23 protein-coding genes and 1 other RNA gene are annotated in these 21,725 nt (G+C 72.6%); 11 read left to right on the forward strand and 13 right to left on the reverse strand.

What is annotated here, in order from left to right; genetic code table 11:
• Window positions 1-5: 5 nt before the first annotated feature.
• A complete protein-coding gene (locus LEP48_RS16675; protein WP_225566703.1) occupies window positions 6-1,709 on the reverse strand; it encodes a SulP family inorganic anion transporter in 1,704 nt (567 codons plus the stop codon).
• Window positions 1,706-2,122 (reverse strand): ArsR/SmtB family transcription factor, encoded by a 417-nt coding sequence (locus tag LEP48_RS16680; RefSeq protein WP_225566704.1) that lies wholly within the window; start codon window positions 2,120-2,122, stop codon window positions 1,706-1,708. The genes LEP48_RS16675 and LEP48_RS16680 overlap by 4 nt, the downstream gene beginning before the upstream one ends.
• A 56-nt stretch (window positions 2,123-2,178) precedes the next feature.
• On the opposite strand from LEP48_RS16680, the gene LEP48_RS16685 reads away from it, so the two are divergent.
• Genes LEP48_RS16685 through LEP48_RS16695 form a run of 3 tightly spaced genes read left to right on the forward strand, consistent with a single transcriptional unit; the run spans window position 2,179 to window position 4,546 of the window.
• Window positions 2,179-3,075 carry a Nif3-like dinuclear metal center hexameric protein gene (locus LEP48_RS16685; RefSeq protein WP_225566705.1) on the forward strand — a complete coding sequence of 299 codons (897 nt, stop codon included), beginning with the start codon at window positions 2,179-2,181 and terminating at the stop codon, window positions 3,073-3,075.
• A gap of 35 nt (window positions 3,076-3,110) precedes the next feature.
• The gene (locus LEP48_RS16690) at window positions 3,111-3,860 is read left to right on the forward strand and encodes a zinc ribbon domain-containing protein (RefSeq protein WP_225566706.1); all 750 of its coding nucleotides are present in this window, start codon (window positions 3,111-3,113) and stop codon (window positions 3,858-3,860) included.
• Window positions 3,860-4,546, forward strand: a complete 687-nt coding sequence (locus tag LEP48_RS16695; RefSeq protein WP_225566707.1) for a histidine phosphatase family protein — start codon at window positions 3,860-3,862, stop codon at window positions 4,544-4,546. Before LEP48_RS16690 ends, LEP48_RS16695 begins: the two co-directional genes overlap by 1 nt.
• A gap of 6 nt (window positions 4,547-4,552) precedes the next feature.
• On the opposite strand, the gene LEP48_RS16700 is transcribed toward LEP48_RS16695, so the two are convergent.
• From LEP48_RS16700 to LEP48_RS16710, 3 genes are read right to left on the reverse strand one after another with little or no spacing between them, the layout of a single operon-like run.
• A complete protein-coding gene (locus tag LEP48_RS16700; protein WP_225566708.1) occupies window positions 4,553-4,891 on the reverse strand; it encodes a TfoX/Sxy family protein in 339 nt (112 codons plus the stop codon).
• Window positions 4,892-4,920: 29 nt separating this feature from the next.
• Complete coding sequence (locus LEP48_RS16705) at window positions 4,921-5,748, reverse strand: YaaA family protein (RefSeq protein ID WP_225566709.1); 828 nt, start codon at window positions 5,746-5,748, stop codon at window positions 4,921-4,923.
• Between the two features lie 9 nt (window positions 5,749-5,757).
• Window positions 5,758-6,954, reverse strand: a complete 1,197-nt coding sequence (locus LEP48_RS16710; protein ID WP_225566710.1) for an FAD-dependent oxidoreductase — start codon at window positions 6,952-6,954, stop codon at window positions 5,758-5,760.
• An 81-nt stretch (window positions 6,955-7,035) separates the two neighbouring features.
• Between LEP48_RS16710 and LEP48_RS16715 the strand changes: the two genes are divergently transcribed.
• From LEP48_RS16715 to rnpB, 3 genes are all read left to right on the forward strand, one after another.
• Window positions 7,036-7,644, forward strand: a complete 609-nt coding sequence (locus LEP48_RS16715) for a PadR family transcriptional regulator (protein ID WP_225566711.1) — start codon at window positions 7,036-7,038, stop codon at window positions 7,642-7,644.
• Window positions 7,645-7,708: 64 nt separating this feature from the next.
• Complete coding sequence (locus LEP48_RS16720; protein ID WP_225566712.1) at window positions 7,709-8,092, forward strand: tautomerase family protein; 384 nt, start codon at window positions 7,709-7,711, stop codon at window positions 8,090-8,092.
• A gap of 59 nt (window positions 8,093-8,151) precedes the next feature.
• An RNA gene (gene rnpB / locus LEP48_RS16725) (RNase P RNA component class A) lies at window positions 8,152-8,555 on the forward strand.
• Window positions 8,556-8,726: 171 nt separating this feature from the next.
• Here the strand turns inward: rnpB and LEP48_RS18960 are convergent.
• The 4 genes from LEP48_RS18960 to LEP48_RS16745 form a co-directional block, all read right to left on the reverse strand.
• Entirely contained in the window at window positions 8,727-8,972 is a 246-nt protein-coding gene (locus LEP48_RS18960) for a helix-turn-helix domain-containing protein (RefSeq protein ID WP_422723852.1), read from the reverse strand.
• 28 nt (window positions 8,973-9,000) lie between these two features.
• A complete protein-coding gene (locus LEP48_RS16735) occupies window positions 9,001-9,252 on the reverse strand; it encodes a toxin (protein WP_225566713.1) in 252 nt (83 codons plus the stop codon).
• Entirely contained in the window at window positions 9,249-9,524 is a 276-nt protein-coding gene (locus LEP48_RS16740; RefSeq protein ID WP_225566714.1) for a ribbon-helix-helix domain-containing protein, read from the reverse strand. Before LEP48_RS16740 ends, LEP48_RS16735 begins: the two co-directional genes overlap by 4 nt.
• Before the next feature lie 85 nt (window positions 9,525-9,609).
• Window positions 9,610-10,521, reverse strand: a complete 912-nt coding sequence (locus LEP48_RS16745) for a LysR family transcriptional regulator (RefSeq protein ID WP_225566715.1) — start codon at window positions 10,519-10,521, stop codon at window positions 9,610-9,612.
• Window positions 10,522-10,690: 169 nt separating this feature from the next.
• On the opposite strand from LEP48_RS16745, the gene LEP48_RS16750 reads away from it, so the two are divergent.
• The 4 genes from LEP48_RS16750 to LEP48_RS16765 all read left to right on the forward strand — a co-directional run bounded on the left by LEP48_RS16750 (window position 10,691) and on the right by LEP48_RS16765 (window position 14,382).
• Window positions 10,691-11,425 carry an SDR family NAD(P)-dependent oxidoreductase gene (locus LEP48_RS16750; RefSeq protein ID WP_225566716.1) on the forward strand — a complete coding sequence of 245 codons (735 nt, stop codon included), beginning with the start codon at window positions 10,691-10,693 and terminating at the stop codon, window positions 11,423-11,425.
• A gap of 65 nt (window positions 11,426-11,490) precedes the next feature.
• The gene (locus LEP48_RS16755) at window positions 11,491-12,114 is read left to right on the forward strand and encodes an NADPH-dependent F420 reductase (RefSeq protein ID WP_225566717.1); all 624 of its coding nucleotides are present in this window, start codon (window positions 11,491-11,493) and stop codon (window positions 12,112-12,114) included.
• A gap of 163 nt (window positions 12,115-12,277) precedes the next feature.
• Window positions 12,278-13,111 (forward strand): CPBP family intramembrane glutamic endopeptidase, encoded by an 834-nt coding sequence (locus LEP48_RS16760; protein ID WP_225566718.1) that lies wholly within the window; start codon window positions 12,278-12,280, stop codon window positions 13,109-13,111.
• Window positions 13,112-13,437: 326 nt separating this feature from the next.
• A complete protein-coding gene (locus LEP48_RS16765; protein ID WP_225566719.1) occupies window positions 13,438-14,382 on the forward strand; it encodes an SDR family oxidoreductase in 945 nt (314 codons plus the stop codon).
• Window positions 14,383-14,437: 55 nt separating this feature from the next.
• Here LEP48_RS16765 and LEP48_RS16770 read toward each other — a convergent pair whose 3' ends face one another.
• The 3 genes from LEP48_RS16770 to LEP48_RS16780 form a co-directional block, all read right to left on the reverse strand.
• Window positions 14,438-16,966 carry a polynucleotide kinase-phosphatase gene (locus LEP48_RS16770; RefSeq protein WP_255641696.1) on the reverse strand — a complete coding sequence of 843 codons (2,529 nt, stop codon included), beginning with the start codon at window positions 16,964-16,966 and terminating at the stop codon, window positions 14,438-14,440.
• A gap of 25 nt (window positions 16,967-16,991) precedes the next feature.
• Window positions 16,992-18,389 carry a 3' terminal RNA ribose 2'-O-methyltransferase Hen1 gene (locus LEP48_RS16775; protein ID WP_225566720.1) on the reverse strand — a complete coding sequence of 466 codons (1,398 nt, stop codon included), beginning with the start codon at window positions 18,387-18,389 and terminating at the stop codon, window positions 16,992-16,994.
• A 102-nt stretch (window positions 18,390-18,491) separates the two neighbouring features.
• On the reverse strand, window positions 18,492-20,153 hold the full coding sequence (locus LEP48_RS16780; protein ID WP_225566721.1) for a serine/threonine-protein kinase: 1,662 nt from the start codon (window positions 20,151-20,153) through the stop codon (window positions 18,492-18,494).
• A gap of 351 nt (window positions 20,154-20,504) precedes the next feature.
• On the opposite strand from LEP48_RS16780, the gene LEP48_RS16785 reads away from it, so the two are divergent.
• Window positions 20,505-20,867 (forward strand): STAS domain-containing protein, encoded by a 363-nt coding sequence (locus LEP48_RS16785; RefSeq protein ID WP_225566722.1) that lies wholly within the window; start codon window positions 20,505-20,507, stop codon window positions 20,865-20,867.
• A gap of 84 nt (window positions 20,868-20,951) precedes the next feature.
• On the opposite strand, the gene ppgK is transcribed toward LEP48_RS16785, so the two are convergent.
• On the reverse strand, window positions 20,952-21,725 hold the full coding sequence (gene ppgK / locus LEP48_RS16790) for a polyphosphate--glucose phosphotransferase (RefSeq protein WP_225566723.1): 774 nt from the start codon (window positions 21,723-21,725) through the stop codon (window positions 20,952-20,954).

Here is a 21,725-nt window from a genome sequence, read left to right on the forward strand (position 1 = left end):
CGCCCTCAGCGCCGCCCTTCGAGCTGGGGCACGTCGGTGCCCTCGGCGGAGCGTCGCACGTGGGACCGGGCGTGCTCGACGGCGTCGTCGAGGGAGTCGAAGAGATGGTTCTCGTGCCGGAGCTCCTCCAGCACGCCCACCGTGGTCAGCAGCTGCCGGTGGCGTTCCTGCACGCCCTTGACCAGCACGGTGACGCCGCGCCCTTCGAGCGCCCCGACCAGCTCGGCGAGGGCCCGCGCTCCCGTGGCGTCGACCATGCGCAGCTGGGACAGGCGCAGCACGACCACGAGCACGCCGTCCCGCGCGGACGCGTCGGAGACCTCGGTGAGCACGCGGTCCGAGGCGCCGAAGAACATCGAGCCGTCGAGCCGGAACAGTGCCACGTGCTCGTCACCGGGGCGGGCCTGGCCGGGCAGCGGCTCGCGGTGCACGGCGGAGGCTCGCGAGACGTGCCGCAGCGCGAAGAACGCGGCGACGACGAGGCCGATCTCGACGGCCTGGATGAGGTCGAACGCGACGGTGACGACCGCCGTGACGACGAAGGTCACGGCGTCCGACCGGGTCGAGCCCAGCACCGCCCGGATCGTGCGGGCTCCCGTCATCCGGAACGCGGTGACCATGAGCACGCCGGACAGGGCGGCGAGGGGGATCCGGGACACCGGCCCGGTGGCCAGGTAGATCACGGCGAGGATGACGAGAGCGTGCACGACGGCGGCGAGCCGTGTCCGGGCGCCGGAGCGGATGTTCACCGCGGTGCGGGCGATGGCACCGGTGGCGGGCATGCCGCCGAACAGGCCCGCCGCGACGGAGGCCAGGCCCTGGCCCACGAGCTCACGGTCCGGTTCGTAGACGGACCCGCCGGGCTCCATCGACGCCGCCACCCGTGCGGACAGGAGGGACTCGATCGCGGCGAGCGCCGCCACGGCGAGCGCCGCTCCCGCGAGGTCGCCGAGCGCCCCGACGCCCACGGTGGGCATCGTCGGCACCGGCAGCGAGTCGGGCAGGGCCCCGATACGGGCGAGCGGGGCGTGCGCGACCTCGGCCACGACGGTCGCGGCGGCGACCGCGACGAGGGAGGCGGGGATGGCGCCGGACAGGCGGGGGAGCGCGAGCATGACGGCCGCCACGGCGGCGACGGTGCCGAGCGTCCACGCCGTGGTGAGGCTGGGGGAGGCGACGGCCTCGGCCGTCACCTGGACGGCGGTGGCCAGGGTGTTCTCCCCGACCGGCCCCTCGACCGCGACGGCGGCGGGCACCTGCTGCAGGAAGATGATCGCCGCGATGCCGAGCGTGAAGCCCTCGACCACGGGCCACGGGATGAACGTGACCACGCGCCCGAGCCGCAGCAGCCCGGCGGCCAGGACGACGATTCCGGCGAGCACCGACACGAGCGCCACGGACGGCAGACCGTGCTGGGCGACGATCGGTGCGAGCACCACGGCCATGGCCCCGGTCGGGCCGGAGACCTGGAACCGGGAGCCCCCGAAGACCGCGGCGACCACGCCCGCCACGACGGCGGTCACGAGCCCGGCGGCGGGACCGACGCCGGAGCTCACGCCGAACGCGAGGGCGAGCGGCAGCGCGACGACGCCGACGGTCAGGCCGGCGACGAGGTCGGCCCCCACGGTGCGGGGCCGCAGCTCGTAGTCGTCACGGCGGGGCAGGAGGTCGCGGACGTCGAGCCGGGCGAGAGCGGTGCGGACCGTCATCGGCGGTCGGCTCGTTCGCGGGCGGCGTCGAGCACGGCGCGCGCGCTGGCCCCGGGCAGGGCGGGGAGAGTGCGTGCGGCCGCGAGTCGCGCGGGGTCGGCGTCGCCGGCCAGGCGCTGCAGCAGGAACGCGCGGGCGACGACGAGGAGCTCGGCCACGAGCGGCTCGGTCAGCCGATACTCGACCGCGTTCCCGGTGCGCGTGGACGTGACGACTCCGGCGCGCTTGAGCACGGCGAGGTGCTGTGAGAGCGCGGAAGGCTCCGCACCGGTGACCTCCAGCAGCCGCTGGACGGGCGCGCTGAGGCCCGGGTCGGCGGCCAGCACCTCGAGCACCTGGAGGCGCGCCGGGTGGGAGAGGCTCTTGAACAGCTCTGCCTTGATGCCGTACAACGGCTGGGTATCCGTTTCCACCCTACGACTTTAGCAGTTGCTGAATCCGGCGCGCGACGTCCACTAGGGTCCGTCCCATGGATGCCGCACCCGCGCCCGCACCTGCCCCGATGCTCGCCGACGTCGTCGCCGTCCTCGACGGCCTGTACCCGCCGTCGACCGCCGAGGGCTGGGACGCCGTCGGGCTCGTCGCCGGGGACCCGGCCGCGCCAGTGCGCAAGGTCCTGTTCGCGGTCGACCCGGTGGCCGACGTCGTCGACGAGGCCGTCGAGTGGGGCGCGGACCTCGTGGTCACCCACCACCCGCTGTTCCTGCGCGGCGTGCACTCGGTGGCGGCCACGACGTTCAAGGGCACCGTCGTGCACCGGCTGCTCGCGGCCGGCTGCGCGCTGCACGTGGCGCACACGAACGCGGACGCCGCGCCCCGCGGCGTCGCCGACGCGCTCGCGGACCTCCTCGGCATCACCGGACGGCGCCCGCTGGTCGCCCACGACGGCGACGAGGACCGCGGCATCGGACGCGTCGGAAGGCTCGCCGCGCCGACGACGCTGGGCGACTTCGCCCGGCACGTGGCCGAGGTGCTGCCCGCGACCGCGCAGGGCGTGCGCCTGGCGGGCGACCCCGACGCGACGGTGGCGACCGTCGCCGTGGTCGGCGGGTCCGGGGACTCGCTGTTCGACGCCGTCCGCGCGGCGGCGGCCGACGTCTACGTCACCGCCGACCTGCGCCACCACCCCGCCTCGGAGCTGCGCGAGCGCGCCCTGTTCGAGGCCCGGCGCCCCGGCTCGGACGGGCCCACGACACCGGCCACGCCCTACCTCGTCGACGTCGCGCACTTCGCGAGCGAGTGGCCGTGGCTGAGCTACGCGGCCAAGGACCTCGTCGAGCGGCTGCCAGAGGGTACGGTGACCACCAGGGTGAGCACGCGGGGCACCGACCCGTGGACAGCCCGGGTCGCGAGCCCCGGCCGCTGAACCGCCCGACCCGACGCCGCACGAGAGGACCACACGTGGTTACTGCACCCCCCGAGGACCAGCGCCGACTGCTCGAGGTGCAGGGGCTCGACACCCGGCTGCAGCAGCTCGTGCACCAGCGGCGCACCCACCCGTCCCTGGCCACGCTCGCCGAGTTCGACACGCGCATCGCCGACCTGCACGGCTCGTTGGTCGACTCGCGCACCGCCGTGTCGGACCTCGAGCGCGAGGTCGCGAAGGCCGAGGCCGACGTCGAGCAGGTGCGCGTGCGCGCGGCCCGCGACCAGCAGCGGCTGGACTCCGGCGCGATGTCCGCGAAGGACTCGCAGGCGTTCGTGAGCGAGCTCGAGGCGCTCGCCAAGCGGCAGTCGGTGCTGGAGGACGTCGAGCTCGAGGCGATGGAACGGCTCGAGGCGCACCAGGCCTCGCTCGCGAAGGTCGAGGAGGCGCACGCCGAGCTCACGGCCGGCAAGGCCAAGGCGGAGGCCGAGCGTGACGCGGCCTGGGCCGAGATCGACACGGTCGGCCGCCAGGTGAAGGCGAAGCGCGCCAGCACGGCCGAAGGCCTCGACGCCGGCCTGCTCGCCCTGTACGACCGGCTGCGTGCCCAGCTCGGCGGGCTCGGCGCCGCGGCGCTGCGCGGTGGCCGCTGCGAGGGGTGCCGGCTCGAGCTCAACCCTGGCGACCTCGCCGCGGTGCGATCGGCCCCGCCCGAGCAGGTCGTGCGCTGCGAGGAGTGCGGTCGGATCCTCGTGCGCGTGACGGACGACGCCCCCGCCTCCTGATGACCCGCCCGTCCGGTGCCGCCCCGTCCGACGGGCCGGGGGCGCGGACCGTCGTCCTCGTGCGGCACGGCGAGACCCCGCTGACCGAGGTGGGCGCCTTCTCGGGCGGCGGCGTCGCGGGGCCGTCGCTGACGACGCGCGGGCGGACCCAGGCCGCCCGGGCGGCGGACGCCACGTTCCGCATCGGCAAGGACCTGTGGCCGGACCTGGCGCGGCCGGCCGCGGTCGTGGCCTCGCCCGCGGCGCGGACGCTGGAGACGGCGGTCGCGGTGGGGCGCCGGACCGGCCAGCCGGTGCGCACCGACGCGCGGTTCGACGAGTGCGACTTCGGCGAGTGGGAAGGGCTGGCGGCCGACCGGGTCGCCGAGGGCTGGCCGGCCGAGCTCGAGGCGTGGGCCACCTCCGGCACGCACCGTGCGCCCGGCGGCGAGTCCCTCGCGGAGGTGGCCGACCGGGCCTGGGCCGGGCTGGCCGACGTGGTCGTCGGCGCCACGGTCGTCGTCACGCACCTGGTCGCGATCCGGTCGATGGTCGGTCGGGCGCTGGACGCACCGCCGTCGTCGTGGCGGCTGCTGCGGGTCCCGCCGTGCTCGCTGACGGTCCTGCGGCTGCGGCCGGGCGGGACCGGCGGGCCGGGGATCGTCGCCGTCGAGGTCGCCGCCGTCGGCCACCCGACCGATCGCTGAGGGCGCCTACCGCTTCGGGGTCTTGGGCGGCGTGGCGAGGGCCAGGTCGACGCCGCGGTCCACCCAGGCCCGCAGGGCGCCGTCGTCGGACGTGACACCGGGGGGCAGCGACACCATGCCCCGCATGGTGCGCTCGCCCATGCGCATCTCCTGGGCGCCGTCGGCCAGTGCGGCCTCGTGACCGCCGGTGCCGACGTGCACCATCAGCTCGTCGCGGCCGATACCCACCGCCATGTGCGTGTTGACCATGAACGCGACGCCGCCGAACATCTTCTGCTCCGTGAACGCCGCGCGCTCGCCGACGGCGTCGCGGACGCGCGCGGCGAGCTCCTCGTCGTAGGCCATGGAGCCAGTGTGCCCCCAGCCTCCGACACTCAGGCGATGACGACCTCGAGGGTGCGCGGGCCGCGGCGCGTGGTGGCGTCGTGCAGGGTGGCCTCGATCATCCGGTAGCTCAGCCCCGAGCCGATCTCGGTGCCGATCACCTCGCCGTCCAGCTCGCGGGCGGCGGCGAGGAGCTCTTCGCCGGTGCGCGGCGTGGCCGCGGCACGGCGCAGCAGGTGGCCGGCGAGGACGCCGCGCGTGTGCTTGGCGTTGTGCGAGACGACGGTGCGCCGTCCGGCGGTCTCCCGCACGACGCGCACGGTGACCCAGTCGGCGGCCGCGGTGCCGGGCTTCCAGGCGGCGAGGTACGCGGCGGAGCGGCAGTCGACGACCACGTCGCCCGCGGCACGCTCGTCGAGCGCGGCGGCCAGGTGCGGTCGCCAGACGGTCGCGAGCTTGCCGACGCCCGGCAGGTCCACGCCCATCGACAGCCGGTATGCGGGAATGCGGTCGACGGGGGAGACGGCGCCCCACAGCCCGGAGAAGACGCGCACGTCGTGGGCGGCGCGGCGGGCGGGCTCACCGTGGAGGCCCGCGAGCCCGGCCGCGGCGTAGAGCACGCCGGTGTACACCTGGGCCGCGGGGGCGGCCGGGGCGGACTTGAGGTCGACGTTGCGCGCGACCTCGTCGGCGAGGGTGGCGCCCACGCCGAGCAGCGTCGTGGCGTCGGGCCGGGTGCTGACCGCCGCGAGCGCCTCGGCCACGGTGTGCCGCTGCGCCGTGAGGACGTCGGCACCCGTGAGGGCGGCGAGGTCGACGGGGGCGGCGCCGTCGGGCGCGCGGGTCTTGCCCTCGGAGGGCGGCAGGCAGATCAGCACCCCGATACCTTACGGCCGGGTGGTGGCGGTGACGGGCTCGTCCCAGTCGACCCTGAAGTCGGTGACCCAGTCGTGCGTGGCCCGGGCGGCGACGCGCCCCACCAGGGGCAGGATCACCCGGTCGCGCAGCACGCGGCTCACGGGGTTCGGGATCTTCAGGTTCGAGGTGCGCTTCGCCTGGGTGATCAGCCGTTCCACGCGCCGTCGCCGTGTCGCGGAGAGCGCGGCGAACGCGGCGGCGGGGTCGCCGAGGTCGCGCACGCAGCGGGCGAGCAGCACGCCGTCCTCGATCGCGAGCGACGCCCCCTGGCCCGACGTCGGTGAGATCGCGTGCGCCGCGTCGCCGACGAGGCCGATCCGTCCGCGGTGCCAGACGGGGACGTGCGGCAGGTCCGTCGTCGTCCAGGGACCGAGGATCTCGGGGGTCGCGGCGAGGAGGTCGAGGGCGGGGGAGTCGTCGTCGGCGAAGAGTCGCTCCAGCTCCGCGCGCCAGGTGGGCGTCCGGGCGGCGAGCTGTGCGGGCGTCGGCTCGGCCGCCTGCGGCACGTTGGCGAACCACCACACGTCGCCCGGCGCCCGGCGCAGGTAGGCGAAGAACGCGCGGCGCCCGAACACCATGACGAGGTGCCCCGGCGTGGCGTCGACGTCGACGCCACGTGCGTACCCGCCGGTGTTGAGCAGGCCGGTGTACCGGGGGGCGGGGCCGGCGGGGTCGAGGAGGCGACGGGTGCGCGACCCGATCCCGTCGGCGCCGACCAGGAGGTCGCCCGTGGCGGTGGTGCCGTCGGCGAAGGCGGCCACGACGGTGCCGTCCGGCTGCTCGACGGCGTCCGTGAGGCGCTTGCCGTGCTCGACGGCGATGCCGCGGCGCTCGGCCTCGTCGCGCAGCGCGGCACTGAGGTCGGCACGGCGCACGGTCTGGCTCGGGATCGCCCCGGCCGCCCCTCCGGTCGGCATCCGGGTCAGGAACCGGCCCGACGCGCCGCGCATCTCCATCATCGGGGTGTCGAAGCCACCCAGGTCGCGGTGGTCGATGCCCAGCACCCCCAGGGCGTGCAACCCGTTGGGAGCGAGGGTGAGAAAGGCCCCCTTGTCGTCCGCGGTCCGGGCGTACGCCTCGTGGACCGTGGCCTCGACGCCGGCCTTCTGCAGTGCCATGGCGGTCACGGGTCCACCGATGCCGCCTCCGATCACGAGTGCTCTCATCTGGTCACCATAGAATGGGTAACCATGAAATGGCAAGAGGCGCGACGCGCCGGGACGAGCCGGGCCCGTAGGCTGAGCGCCGTGACGGACCGGCCCCGATCTCCGCTGGCGATGGTGCTGCTCGCGCTGCTCGCCGAGGAGCCCATGCACGCCTACAAGATGCAGCAGCTCATCAAGGGCAGGCGCAAGGACGACGTCGTCAACGTGGCCCGCAGCAACAGCGTGTACCAGGCGCTCGACCGCCTGGAGCGCGACGGTTACGTCCAGGTGCGCGAACGGGTCTCCGGCGGGTCCGCCCCGGCGCGGAACCTCTACGCGCTGACCGACGCCGGGCGTGAGGTGCTCCGGCGCTGGATGGACTCCGCGCTGTCGTCCCCCGCCCGGGAGTTCCCTGAGTTCCGCGCGGTGCTCGCCGTGGTCTCGCTCGTGGGGCCCGATCTCGTCGCCGACCGGCTCGAGGAACGTGCCGCCGCCCTCGACGAGGTGCTGGCCCACGCGGCCCAGGACGCCGACCGAGCGGCCGGGTGGGGGCTGCCCCGGGTCTTCATGCTCGAGAGCGAGCACCTCGAGGTCGTGACCCGGGCCGAGCAGGACTGGCTCCGCCGGGTGGTCGCGGACCTCCGGTCCGGAGCGCTGTCCTGGGACCCCGCGCAGGTCATCGCCGACCGTCCACGGTTCGAAGGGGCCTGACCTCCTGTTCGGCAGGTGAACACCCTGGTGACAGAGGTGCGGCCGCGAGGCTAGCGTCGGCTCCATGGTCCAGGTGAAGGTCTACGGCAACCGGTCGGTCTGGGGGGAACGGCGCCCGGAGGTCTCCGACGCGCTGCACGCGGCGCTGGTCGGGGCGTGGCGCATCCCCGAGGACAAGCGGTTCCACCGCTTCCTGCTGCTGGACGACGGCGACCTCGTGGCTCCGCGCTCCGCGGAGTACCTCATGATCGAGATCGTCGCGTTCGCGGGGCGCTCGCGGGAGGCGAAGCGCGAGCTGGTGCGGCGGATGTACGACGACGTCGCCCCCGCGCTCGGGATCTCGGCGGACGACCTGGAGCTGGTCGTCATCGAGTCGCCCGCCGAGAGCTGGGGCATCCGGGGCCGCTCCGGGGACGAGCTCACCCTGAACTACACCGTGGGGGTGTGAGCGAGCGCCGACATGCCGTCCGCGCAAGCCCGGGGAGCGCATAGACTGTGCGGCGCGGACGAGTCGGTCGGACGGTCGCGTCGGCGGTGCCCCCGGGTGTCGCCGCCGAGGAACGTCCGGGCTCCGAAGGGCAAGGTGGTGGCTAACAGCCACCCGGGGTGACCCGCGGGACAGTGCCACAGAAAACAGACCGCCGGCGTCGGGCGACCGGCGTCGGTCAGGGTGAAACGGTGGTGTAAGAGACCACCAGCGCGCCCGGTGACGGGCGTGGCTAGGTAAACCCCACCTGGAGCAAGGTCAGACAGACTGTGTTTGAGGGCGGCCCGCCCGATTCTCTTCGAGAAGCACAGTCGGGTAGACCGCTCGAGCCCTGCGGCAACGCAGGGCCTAGATGGATGGCCGTCACCCGTGCCGGGGCAACCGGGCACGGGGACAGAACCCGGCGTACAGACCGACTCGTCCGCACCTATCTCGTTGACCGGGGGAGATAGGTGACGCCGCCAGAGTCGCGGTCTCGATTCGGTTTCAGGCCGAGGACCGCGTCCACGGCCTCGCGCGTCCGGTCATCGGAGTCTGGCCACAGGTGTGAGTTGAGTCCCGCATGGTGGTGTAGCGCGTCGTGATCCGTCGTTGGTTAGGCGCTGAGTTCGAGGACGGGGTCGGCGGCCACCTCCGTTCCGGCGTCGCTGACTGGGGTTAGGCGGCAGCGGGCGAGGAGACCGAGGCGGCGGTGCAGCTCGGCGTGGACCTTGCGGGCGCCGTAGACCCCGTAGTTCTCCGCGTGCACCTGCTCGATCAGCGCCGTCGTGCCCGCATCGCGGTCTGACCTGCGGCTTGATGCCGCGGAGGGTGGCCCGGTCTGCAGAGAGTCCGCAAGAATTCCGCGAAGTGCCCCCGAGAGCCGTCGATCAGAGCCAGTCGAGGTACTGCTGGCGGGCCTTCATCGCGTGGATCACGAGCTCGTCGCCGGAGTCGAAGGCGAGGATGGCGAGCTCCAGCACGCGTCCCACCGGATCGACGCCCAGCAAGAGCCAGCGGCGAGGGTCGTCCTCGTCGTCAAGCGGCTCGCGCAGCAGTGCGTGCATGCCCGCGTACAAGACGACGTCGTCGGCGAGGCGGTCTCGCTTGTAGTGCTTGCGTGCGGACTCGTGGACCTTCACGCCACGTGGGCCCAGGCGCGGACCGCGGCGCGGATCGCCTCCGACTCGTTCGCCAGGCCTTCCTGCTCTGCGCGCTTCCGAAGGGCGGCCAGGGTCTGCTCGTCGAGGCGGACCGTGACAGGCTTGCCGGGGCCGTGGCCGACGGCGGGGCGGCCGCGGCGACTCTGACGGAGATTGGGCAGGTCGTATCCGGCCTCGGCCTCGTCGGCCCACGCCTGGATCTGCTCGTCGGTGACCGGCTTGCCGTGGATGGTGCGCTGCTTCTCATCCATAGGAATAACGTACACGAAAATCGGTGACGTGACCTATGCCACGGTGGTCGCCGACCGACACGTGCCGCGGAGTCGGTCGAGGGGCTCAGCCGTGGCGTGAGACGGCGTCGTTGGCGCGCTGCCACATCTCGTAGTTCCCGCACTCCGCCGTGACCTCGGCCGTCGCCTGAGCCGCGGCGAAGAAGTCGTCGGCCAACGGAGAGGTGCGGTCCGCCGCCATCGCGAGGTGGATCTGCGCGGGCGGGAGATCCGGGACGGGCACGTAGCTGATGTCCGGGCGCGAGTAGAACACGGTCTCCGAACGCCCGACGAACGAGATGCCGCGGCCGGCTGCGACGTGCTCCAACTTCTCCTCCACCCCGCGCACCCGAAGCCCGGAGTCGGGGTGCGGGCGCCGCGTGGGCTGCGTGCTCGCGTCACCGTGCCAGACCAGGGGCTCGCCGGCCAGGTCGGACTCGCTCACCTCGTCCTTGCCCGCCAACCGGTGACCGGTCGGCAGCACGGCCATGAGCGGCTCCGTGTAGAGCGGGGTCAGGCGCAGGCCGGTCTCGTCGATGGGCAGCCGCACGTACCCGACGTCGACGCGGCCGTCGAGCAGCATCGTGGCCTGGTCGTCCCACTCCATGCGCTGCACGTCGACGACCACGTCCGGGTGCCGGGCCTCGAACACCCGTGCCGCGGGGATGACCGGGATGCCGGCTCGAAAACCGACCACGAGGCGCCGGCTGCCGAGGGCGGACGCGGACACCCGGCGCCGGACCGCGTGCGCGGAGGCGAGCAGCGGACCGGCGTCGTCCATGAGCTGTCGGCCCGCATCGGTCAGCGTCACGCCATGACTGTCCCGGTTGAACAGCGACGTGCCCAGGTCGTGCTCGAGCGCACGGATCTGCCGGCTGAGCACCGGCTGCGCGATGTGCAGCTCCTCGGCGGCGCGGCCGAAATGCAGCCTGTCGGCGACCGCGACGAAGTAGCGCAGCTTGCGCAGGTCCAGATCCACGGAGCCTCCCGGTCGGGCGATACCCCCAAGGTATCACCACGGCTGAAAAGGGTCTTGGACACCCGGTTCGCGCCCATGGCAACGTTCATGAGGCCGGGCAGGAATTCGGAACGAGAACCCGTCGGCGTGATGTCTTTCGCAATATCCATACCTATTCGACGGAGCGATCGTGGGAAAGCTTGATGGCAAGGTAGCGGTGATCACCGGCGGGTCCACCGGAATGGCGTTGGCCGGCGCCAAGCTCTTTGTGGACGAAGGAGCGCACGTCTTCATCCAGGCCCGGCGGCAGGAAGCGCTGGACGCCGCCGTCGAGCTGATCGGCCGCAACGTCACCGCCGTCCAGGGCGACGCTGCCGAGCTCGACGACCTGGACCGCTTGTTCGACACCGTCAAGCGTGAGAAGGGCTCCATCGACGTGCTGTGGGCCAGCGCAGGGATGGGAGAACCTGCCGTGCTCGGCGAGATCACCGAGGAGCAGTTCCACCGCGCCTTCTCGCTCAACGCGCGCGGCACCCTGTTCACCGTGCAGAAGGCGTTGCCGCTGATCAACGACGACGGCTCGATCCTGATGACCGGATCGAACGCCTCCCTCGGCGCCTTCCCCGGCTGGAGCCTCTACGCGGGAAGCAAGGCCGTCCAGCAGGCCTGGGCCCGCGTCTGGCTCAACGAGTTGCGCGACCGCAGGATCCGGGTCAACGTCCTGACCCCCGGTCAGGTCGCCACCGCCAAGCAGGAAGAGCTCTTCGACCAGGCGACCAGAGCCGCGTTCGAGTCCCTCATCCCGCGCGGAGCGATGGGCCGCCCCGACGAGATCGCCACCATCGCCCTGTTCCTCGCCTCCGACGACTCCGCCTACGTCAACGGACTGGAGCTCGTCGCCGACGGCGGCACCACCGCCATCTGAACTACGAACGAGTGAGAGCGGCGCCTGAAGGACAGACGCCCCGAGCACAGAAGGAAGTACACCTCATGAGCAGCATCACCTTCATCGGTGCGGGGAACATGGCCCGCACGATCGGGACGCGCGCGGTGGCGGGCGGCAACACCGTCGAGATCATGGCACGCGACCAGTCCAAGGCCGACGACCTGGCCGCGGCCCTCGGTGGCGGCACCACGGCAGGCAGGTGGGGAGCCGTACCGACGGGGGACATCGTGATCGCGGCCCTGCTGTACGACGGTGTCGTCTCGACCGTCGCCGAGTACGGGGACGCTCTCGCGGGCAAGATCATCGTCGACATCAGCAACCCGTTCAACGTCACGTTCGACGGGCTGGCCCACGAAGAGCCGACCTCGATCGCGCAGGAGGTCGCCAAGATCGCCCCGGCCGGCGCCAGCGTGTTCAAGGCCTTCAACACCAACTTTCGTGGCGTCCTCGAGCAGGGCCGTCCCGACGTCTTCATCGCCGGCGACGACACGTCGGCCAAGGCGAACCTGGCGGCATTCGTCGAGAGCCTCGGGCTGCGCCCGCTGGATGTCGGCGGCCTGAAGATGTCGCACTGGTTGGAAGGCATGGGAGTGGTCACGGTAGGCCTCGCCGGAAACGGGATCGGCCACGGGAACTTCGCCCTCGGCGTCGACGAGATCGCAGCCTGAGCCTCACCGAGGCTCGGCATAGCCCCTTCCGTTCGTCAGGGCTTCGTCTTGTCAGGGCTTCGTCAGCGACCGATGCGACCTGAGCGCGGTTCTGCCGCGGACTTGAGGACCTGGTGACGTCACCCTGCGGCACTCCGCCGCAGATTCTCACAAAGGAGTCATCGTGCGTCTTGTATGGCAGCTCTTGGTCGTGGTGACGGTCTGGATCCTCGGCAGTCTGGGCACTGCGGCGGTGAAGGACGACCCCTGGCTGACGCTCGTCGCCGGACTGCTGACGGCCGTCGTCGCAGTCGTCGTCTACGGCTGGCTGGTGCGGCGCACCGAGCATCGAGCCCCCGACGAGATATCGGTGAAGGGAGCAGGTGCCGGCGTCGGCTGGGGCACGCTGCTCGGGGTCGCGTTGTTCGGGGCGGTCATCGCGAGCATCGCCTTCGTCGGCGACTACACGATCAGCGGCGTCGGCACGCCGGTAGGCGCCGCCGGGCTGCTCGGCATCATGGCGGGTGCGGCGGTGACCGAGGAGCTCCTGTTCCGCGGTGTCCTGTTCCGGAACGTCGAGCGCTGGACCGGAACATGGCTGGCGCTCGTGCTGACCGGTGCGCTGTTCGGCCTGATCCACCTGCTCAACCAGAACGCCACCCTGTGGGGCGCCATCGCTATCGCCATCTCTGCAGGCGGGATGCTGACGGCCGCGTACGTCGCCACCCGAAAGCTCTGGTTGCCGGTCGGTCTGCACCTCGGCTGGAACATCGCCGCCAGCGCCATCTTCAGTACCGAGGTGTCCGGCAGCGACACCGCGCAGGGCTTGCTGGACGCGACGATGTCGGGTCCGGCGCTGATCACGGGTGGCGCCTTCGGGCCGGAGGGCAGCGTGTTCGCCGTGGTGCTCGGTGTGGTGGCCACCGGCGTGCTCATGTGGCTGGCCCACCGGCGTGGTCACGTGGTGCCCGTCCGTCGCTCGGCCCGGGTGGACGTCGTCGCCGAGCTCGCCGGGTGATCGCGCGTACCGGCCGGCGGCGCCGTGCAGGTCGTCTCCCGGTACGGGGAGGCACTGGCCGGGAAGATCGTCATCGACATCTCCAGCACCTTCGACGCCGACGCCACCGGGCTCGTCGTCCCCGAGGGCACTCCGGGGCGCAGGAGATCGCCAAGGTCGCCCCGGCGCCCTGGAGATGGCCCGCTGGCTGGAAGGAGTCGGGCCGCTGCTGATGGGCCTGGCCAGCCACGGTGCCGGGACCTTCGACATCGCTCTCGGCGTCGACCTCCGCGCCTGAGCGAACCCCACACCACCGTTCCTCCGCATCAACCCCAAGGAGCAGCAGCGTGCACGTCTTCGTCACTGGCGGGACCGGCCATTCCGGTTCGCACATCATTCCCGAGCTCATCACCGCGGGGCACGAGGTCACCGGCCTGGCGCGGTCGGACACCGCAGCGGCGGCGCTGTCCGCGCTCGGTGCGAAGGTCCGCCGCGGCGACCTCCAGGACCTCGACGGGCTCAAGGCCGCGGCGGCGGACTCCGACGGCGTCGTCCACGTCGCACACCGGCAGGACCTGCTTCCGTCCGGTGGGATCGCCGCCATGGCCGCCGCGGAGCTCCCGGTCATGCTCGCGTACGGCGAGGCGCTCGCGGGAACAGGGAAGCCGCTGGTCGCGGCGGGGAGCATCGGCTCACCCGGCACCGGGCGGGACCTGGGCCGCCCGGCCACCGAGGACGACCCGGCGCTTGTCGTCGGCGACGAGCACCAGGGCACCCTGCGAGCCCGGAACGTCGTGGAGACCGCCATCATCGGACTCGCCGAGCGGGGGGTGCGGTCCTCCGTCGTGCGGCTCGCCACGATTGCGCACGGCACCACCGATCGCGCCGGTTTTCTCCCCATGCTGATCGCTCTCGCCCAGCAGAGGGGCTTCGCCGGCTATCCCGGAGACGGCGAGAACCTGTGGAACGCCGTCCACGTCCGCGATGCCGCCTCCTTGTTCCGTCTGGCGCTGGAGAAGGGCCCTGCGGGCAGGTACTGGCACGCGGTCGAGGACGGCGGCATCCCGTTCCGCGAGATCGCCGAGGCGATCGGCAGCCGCCTGGGCGTGCCCGCCGTGAGCGTGCCCCTGGACGAGCTGATGCTGCCGGGGTACTTCGGGTTCCTCACGAACGTGGTCACGCAGAGCTATCCGACGTCCAACGACATCACCCGCAAGACCCTCGGCTGGGCACCTGCTCAACCCAGCCTGCTCGACGATCTGGACAACGGGCACTACTTCCCCGCCGGCTGACGGCGGGAGCCCGCACGGCGCGTGTCCCCGCAGGCAGGGCGACACGCGCCGTCGCTCACAGCCTCGGGTCGACGGGTTCGGACTCCAACGCGAGCACGGCGAACGCCATCTGGTGCACGGACCACAGGGGCTCTCCGGCGAGGAACCGGGTGAGCGCCTCGATGCCCAGGCCGTGCTCACGGAGCGCGAGGTTCCGTTTGCGGCCCAGCCCGCGGTTCCGCAGCACGTCGAGGGAGTCGGTGTAGTCCGGGCCGTAGATGATGCGCAGGTACTCCCGTCCGCGGACCTTCAGTCCCGGCTGGACACGCTTGGTGGGCGCAGCTGGCTTGACCACCATCCCCTCACCGCCCGCGGCGGTCAGGTCGAGCCACCATCGGGTCGCCTCGGCCCTCTGCTCCGCGGAGGTCAGGTCGACGAAGCGGTGCCGGGTAGGGGTGATCAAGGGGTCTGTCAGCGTCGCGATCTTCTCCAGGTGCCAGCGGTGGGTCTCGGTCGCTGCCAGGGCTCGGCCCTCGGCAGCAAGGATCTGGAACGGGGCGAGCGTGACACCCTCCAATCCGTCGGTACGGCGCACGTAGGCCCCGTATGCCGCTCGGTAGGCAGCCGCGTTGGCCTCGCGGCTCGCCACGCGCCCGGCCAGCGCCGAGACGTCCAGGCCACGGGAGGCGGCGCGGGCGAGCGCCGCAGATGCCTCGGGGAGCGCGGTGAGCGCGGCCGCGCCGACGGAGGCGTACTGCTCCTTGATCAGCCCTTCGGCCTTGGCAGACCAGGGGAGCAGCTCGCAGTCCAGGGCGACCCAGTCGGTGTCGAGCTCCTCGAACAGCGGGGACACCGCGTCGGTGAGCCGCGCCACGAGCTCGTCGTGGCCGTGCGAGAAGAACGCCCGTCCCGTGCGGGTGTAGACGACTCCGGTGGTGCCGTCGGAGACCGCGAACCGGCGTCGTGCGGCCTCGGCGTCGCGGGCGAGCACGGCGACAGCCCGTGAGCCCATGTGCTTCTCCTCGCAGACGACCTCGCCCACGCCCGCCGCGGCGTACTCGGCGAACGCCTGCTCGGGGTGCTCGAGGAACCCGTCGAGGGTCGACGTCGGTGCCGGGGCCATGGTCGGCGGCAGGTAGATCAGCCAGCGCGGGTCCACGGCGAACCGACTCATCACCTCCAGCGCGGCGGCAGCGTTCTCCTCGGGGATCTTGACCCGTCCGGCGTGCTCGGTGGTGTGCCAGCGGGTGCCGGCGACGTCGTCGATGTTCAGCGCGGTCGGCTCGCGTTCCTCGGCCCCGGCAGCGGGCGTGAGCGGACGAACGGGCTCGTAGTACTGCTCGAGCGCCGCAACCTGCACGACCTCCTTCTCCGGGTACCGCAGCGCGGTGAGCCGGCCGCCGAACACGACACCCGTGTCGAGGCAGATCGTGTTGTTGACCCATTCCGGCTCCAGGACCGGGGTGTGCCCGTAGACGACCATGGCCTTGCCGCGGTACTCCCGCGCCCACGGGTAGCGGACCGGGAGGCCGTACTCGTCGGTCTCGCCGGTGGTGTCGCCATACAGCGCGAACGACCGGACGCGCGCGGAGGACCGCCCGTGATAGGCCTCCTTGAGCCCGGCGTGCGCGACGACGAGGCGGCCGTCGTCGAGGACGAGGTGGCTCAGCAGGCGGTCCATGAACGCCCGCGCGTCCTGGGTGAAGGCCGGCCCGGCGGCCTCGAGCTGGGCGAGGGACTCACCCAGCCCGTGCTGGACCTGGACCTTCGCGCCCTTGAGTGCGCGCACCAGCTTGGCCTCGTGGTTGCCGGCCACGCACAGTGCCGCACCGCCGGCGGTCATCCCCATGACGAGGCGCAGCACGCCGGGAGTGTCCGGTCCGCGGTCGACGAGGTCACCGACGAACACCGCGGTCCTGCCCTCGGGATGAGCGGCGTCGACCGCGCGCCCCGCGTCGTCGCGCGTGATCGCGTAGCCGAGCTTCTCCAGCAGCATGACCAGCTCGGTGGCGCAGCCGTGGACGTCGCCCACGATGTCGAACGGTCCGCGCAGCTCACGTCGGTCGTTCCACGGCTTCTCCGGCGTGATCACGACCCTCTCGATCTCGTCCCCGCGCAGCACGTGCACGCGACGGAAGCCCTCCTTGCGCAGGAGCCGCAGAGACCGCTTGAGATCCTTGTGCTGGCGCGCGACCACGTGTGCGCCGAAGCCGCGGTCCGGGCGCCGCGCGTTGCGTTCGACGGCGACGGCCTCGGGCACGTCCAGGACGATCGCGTCGACCAGGACGTTGTTCTCCTTGGCGAGCCTGACCAGCGAGGCCCGGGCGGACGCCTGCACGTTGGTGGCGTCGACGACCGTCAGCAGGCCGCGCCGAAGGCGGGTCCCGACGATGTAGTGCAGGACGTCGAAGGCGTCTGGGGTGGCTGCCTGGTCGTTCGGGTCGTCGGACACCAGCCCACGGCAGAAGTCCGAGGAGACCACCTGGGAGCTCCTGAAGTGCGCGGCGCCGAAGGTCGTCTTGCCGCTGCCGGACACGCCGACCAGCAGTACCAGACCCATCGACGGCACACCGATCTCACGCACCTCGGTCCCTGCGTCGTTCATGGTCTCCTCGTCGGGCTCGGTGCGCTCAGCCACGGCGGAACACCGCCATCTGGGTCGGTGTGCCCAGCTCGGGGTCGCGGTCGCCGACCCCGCGGAGCTCGACCGTGTAGCCGTGGTCTCCGGCGACCCGGGTGGCCCAGGACTCGAACTCCGCGCGGCTCCATTCGAACCGGTGGTCGGGATGCCGCATGCCGGTGAGGTCTTCGTAGTTCGCGTTGTACTCCCGGTTCGGGGTCGTCACCAGGACGGCGCGCGGCCGCGCCGTGGCGAGGACGACGCGCTCGAGGGCGGCCAGACGTGGCGGGTCGACGTGCTCGACGACCTCCATCAGCACCGCGGCGTCGAACCCGGCGAACCGGGCGTCCTCGTACGTCAGGGCGCCCTGGAACAGGTCGATCCGGGCCGCCTGGCGGTCGCCGACCGTGTCGAGATGCAGCCTGCGCGCGGCGATCTGGAGCGACCGGGTCGAGACGTCCGTGCCCGTGACCTTGGTGAAGGACGGCTCGGCGGCGAGCTTGGCCAGGAACTGGCCCGGGCCGCACCCCAGGTCGATCACCGACCGTGCCCCGAGCTCCCGCAACGCTTCGAGCACGGCCTCGTGCCGCTGCACGTTGAGCGACGCACGCCGCGCCGGTGGCTGCAGGGCCTCCTCGTCCTCGGGCGGCTCGAGCGCGTCCTCGGTGGTGTCGTCCAGCTCGGCAAGACGCGCCAGCGCGACGCGGGGCAGGGAGGAGCTCCGGCCCAGGTAGCGGCGGGTGATGAGCTCGCGATCGGGGTGCGCGGTCAGCCATCCCTCGCCGGAACGGAGCAGCTTGTCCACCTCATCGTCGCTCTGCCAGTAGTGCTTCGCCTCGTCCAGCACCGGCAGGAGCACGTGCAGCTGGTTCAGCGCGTCGGCCAGCCGGACGTCACCGCTCAGGCTCAGGGAGACGTACCGGGAGTCGCCCCACTCCGGGAACCGGTCGTCCAGCGCGATCGGGTCGGCCGTCACCGTCCATCCCAAGGGTTCGAACACCCTGCGGGCGATCTCCGGGCCACCGCGGCACGGCAGCACCGGGACGCGGATCTCCAGGGGCATCGGCGCGTCGGCGACGGCCTGGCGGGCGTCCGACCGGCCTCGGCGGGCGGTGCTGAACACGTCCGCGAGGGCGACGCCGAGCAGCGACGAGGCCGCGTACGACCGGTCGTTGACGTACTTGGCCAGCGAGAAGTCCGGCGTCCTCCTGCCCGCCGACCGGGCGAGGCGTACCGGGTCGATCTCGACCAGCAGGGCCACCGTGCAGCGCTCGTCCGACGCCTCGGGGTAGAACACCGTCGCCGTCCCGAACGACTGGCGGAGCTCCTGCACCCGGTCCGGATGCTTGTGCAGCAGATGACCCAGGTCCGTCGCCGGGCGGTGGGTGGTCGTCAGGGTCAGGAGCACGCACGCATCATGCCCTGGGGCACGTGGCCGATGCACGCGGGTTTCGTACGTGACCTGCGGGGAACCAGCCGCCGGCGTGTACCGGCGGCGCTTCGGCGCCCATCAGGCGCTGCCGGGATCGTCGGGGTCGCCGGTGGGTCCCGCCTCGCCCGGCTGGGTCGGGTCGTCGGTGACGGTGGGTTCGGACGAGGGTTCGGTCGTCTCCGTGGGGGTGGGCTCCGACGAAGGTTCGGTCGTCTCCGTGGGGGTGGGCTCCGACGTCTCCGTCGGCGTCGAGGGATCCGTCGGCGTCTCGGTGGGTGTGGAGGTGTCGGTGGGCGTCCCGCTGGGCGTGGGGGTCGGGGTGGGCGACGGCGTCGGGGTCTGCGTCCGTGCGGGGCGCGACGTCGGGGCGTTCGTGGGAGCCGGCGGAGCGGTCGTGGACGGGGTCCTCGTCGTGCTCGGCGACGGGCTGTGCGTGACGGGCACGACCGGTTGGTCGTTCCCGTCGCCCTGGGGCCAGTAGGTGATCGCGCCCACGGTCGCCGCCGCCAGGACGAGGACGAGCACGACGAGCGCGACCCACCTCAGGCTCGAGGCGGTGGTCCGCCGGGCGCCCGGCTCGGAAGGGTCCGACGCGGCAGCCTCCCCGGCGGGGAGCTCCGCACCGGGGTCGGGCGTGGGCCCCGCCACGACCTCGTCGAGCGGGCGCGTGGCCTCGACCTCGTCGCCGCTGGCGCTCAACCGGGTCGTGACGTCCGCCGCACCGGCCGCCGCACCGATGCTCCCGACGGCCGCCGTCCGCGCCGGGTCCTCCGACGGCACGTTCTCCATCGCGGCCGTCCGGTCCGGGCGAGGCCTGTGGGCGCCCGGGGTGCTCCCCACGCCGAGGCTCGCCGTCGTGGCGATCAGCGTGGCCACGGTGGCCCCCATCGCGCCGGCGGTGGCGAACCGTCGTGCCGGGTTCTTGGCCATCGCGCGGGTGACGAACCGGTCCGCGAGCACCGGGACGTCGGCGCGTCGCGCCGAGGGTGCGGGCACGGGGGCGTGGACGTGGGCGCGCAGGACGTCGGTGGGCCGGGCCCGCTCGTACGGTGCGCTGCCGGTGAGGGCGAAGTACGTCAGCGCCCCGACCGAGTACAGGTCGCTGCGAGCGTCGAGTGGTCGCCCCTGGGCCTGTTCGGGCGACATGTACGCCGCCGAACCGGTCACGACGTCTCCGTCGCCCTCGCCGCCGGCGACGGTCGCCAGACCGAGATCGAGCAGCCCGACCGACATCGTGCCGTCGTCGTGCCGGTCGACCACGACGTTGCGCGGGCTCACGTCGCGATGCACGAGACCGGCGTCGTGGACCGCGCGCAGCCCGTCGAGCAGGGCGCCCACGACGGTGAGGGCTTCCCGCCACGGCAGGCCGCCGTCCGCCGCCAGCTCGGAGAGCGGCTGGCCGGGGAGACGACGCATCAGGAGCCAGGGCACTGTCGCACCCGCGACCTCGTCCTCCCCGGTGTCGAGGACCTTCGCCACGCCGGGGTGGTCGACCTGGGCGGAGGCGGCGATCTCGCGCGCCAGGGCGGCGCGCGCCACCTCGTCGTCGACCAGGTGCGGGTGCAGGACCTTGACGAGCAGCCGGGGCTCGGCCTCCGCGCCGGTGGCGGCGTCCTCCAGGCGGGTGGCTTCGTACACGGTGTACGTCCCCCCGGTGCCCACCAGGTCGCCCACCGCGTAGCCTCCACCGAGGATCACCTGGCCGTCCGCGGAATCCCCGGCCGGCTCCTTCGTCGTCATGTCGTTCACTGCTTCGTTCTCGGAGGGGCGGGACGGGAAAGTGCCGCAGGAGCGGATCTCTCGGTCATATCAGTCATACGCCTCCACAGGATAGGTGGTGGAGCGCCGTGCACCGTGGCCCTCGTCGTCGGGCGCGCGCTGTGGGCCACTCGAGTGGCGGCACCAGGATGGCAGCATCGGGGATGCTTCGCGCGTGTGAACAGACGGTAAAGAATTCCTCTACGCAGGTTCCGTTCCTGGTGCGGACGGGTGTACCGTGGCGGCGTCGCGACAACGAGGTCGCGAGTTCCGATCGCAGCGTTCACCCATGAGGGCGCAGGTGGTAGGACCATGCAGGACGAAGGTGCAGCAGTGACCGTCTCTAGTGAGGCACGGACCGGGGGCATCGCCCTGGTCGAGCGTCCCGGCGCGAGCGTCGTGGAGCTGTGGGGGGAGATCGACATCACCCTCCGCAACGAGGCGGGCGCGGCGCTCGCCGGTGCCTTCCAGCGTGACCTCCCCGTGGTGGTGGACACCTCGCGGGTCACGTTCATCGACTCCGCCGGAGTGGCGTTCCTCGTGCAGCTCTGCCGGATCGGCCGCGACGAGGGCTTGAACGTCACCGTCTACCGCCCGCCGCAGGTCGTCCGCGAGACGCTGCACATGCTCGACCTCGAGATCACCGACACGCCGAGCCACGCCTCGGTGCACCACATGCGGCACGTCGCGCACTGACGGTGCTGACCGACGGTGCTCACCGGCGCGGGCCGGTGAGCACCGCCAGTGAGCACCGCCAGTGAGCACCGTCGGTTAGCACCGTCAGTGGGCGTCGGCCGCGATCGCGGCGGCCCCGACGATGCCTGCCCGGTTGCGCAGGGTCGCGGGGATGATCGGCGCCCGCAGGTCGAGCAGCGGCAGGAACTTCTCGTGGTGCTTGCTCACCCCGCCGCCGACGACGACGAGCTCGGGGGAGAGCAGCATCTCGACGGTCTCGAAGTAGCGCTGCAGGCGCTCGGCCCACTGCTCCCACGACAGGTCGTCCCGCTCGCGCGCGGACTCCGCGGCGCGCGACTCGGCGTCGTGCCCGTCGATCTCCAGGTGGCCCAGCTCGGTGTTCGGCACCAGGACGCCGTCCACCAGCAGCGCCGAGCCGATGCCCGTCCCGAGGGTCACCATGAGGACGACGCCGTCCTGCCCCGCAGCGGCGCCGTAGCGCTGCTCGCCCACGCCCGCGGCGTCGGCGTCGTTCACGGCACGCACCTCGCGACCCGTCGTGCGGTGCACCAGGTCCGGCAGGTCGACGCCCGTCCACGACTGGTCGAGGTTGGCGATGAACCGGACCACGCCGTGGTCCATCGGGGCGGGGAACGCCACGCCGACGGGCACGTCGTCGGCCAGGTGGAAGGAGTCGACGAGCTCCGCGAGCACGTCGGCCACCGCCTGCGGCGTCGACGCCTGCGGGGTGGGGATCCGCCGGCGCTCGTCGGCGAACTCACCGGTCGCCACGTCGACGGGCGCTCCCTTGATCCCGGACCCGCCGATGTCGATGCCGAACGCGACGTGCTTCGATACGTGCTCTGATGCCACGGACAT

The organism is Isoptericola luteus (assembly GCF_020297055.1).
In the GTDB taxonomy this organism is placed as follows: domain Bacteria; phylum Actinomycetota; class Actinomycetes; order Actinomycetales; family Cellulomonadaceae; genus Isoptericola; species Isoptericola luteus.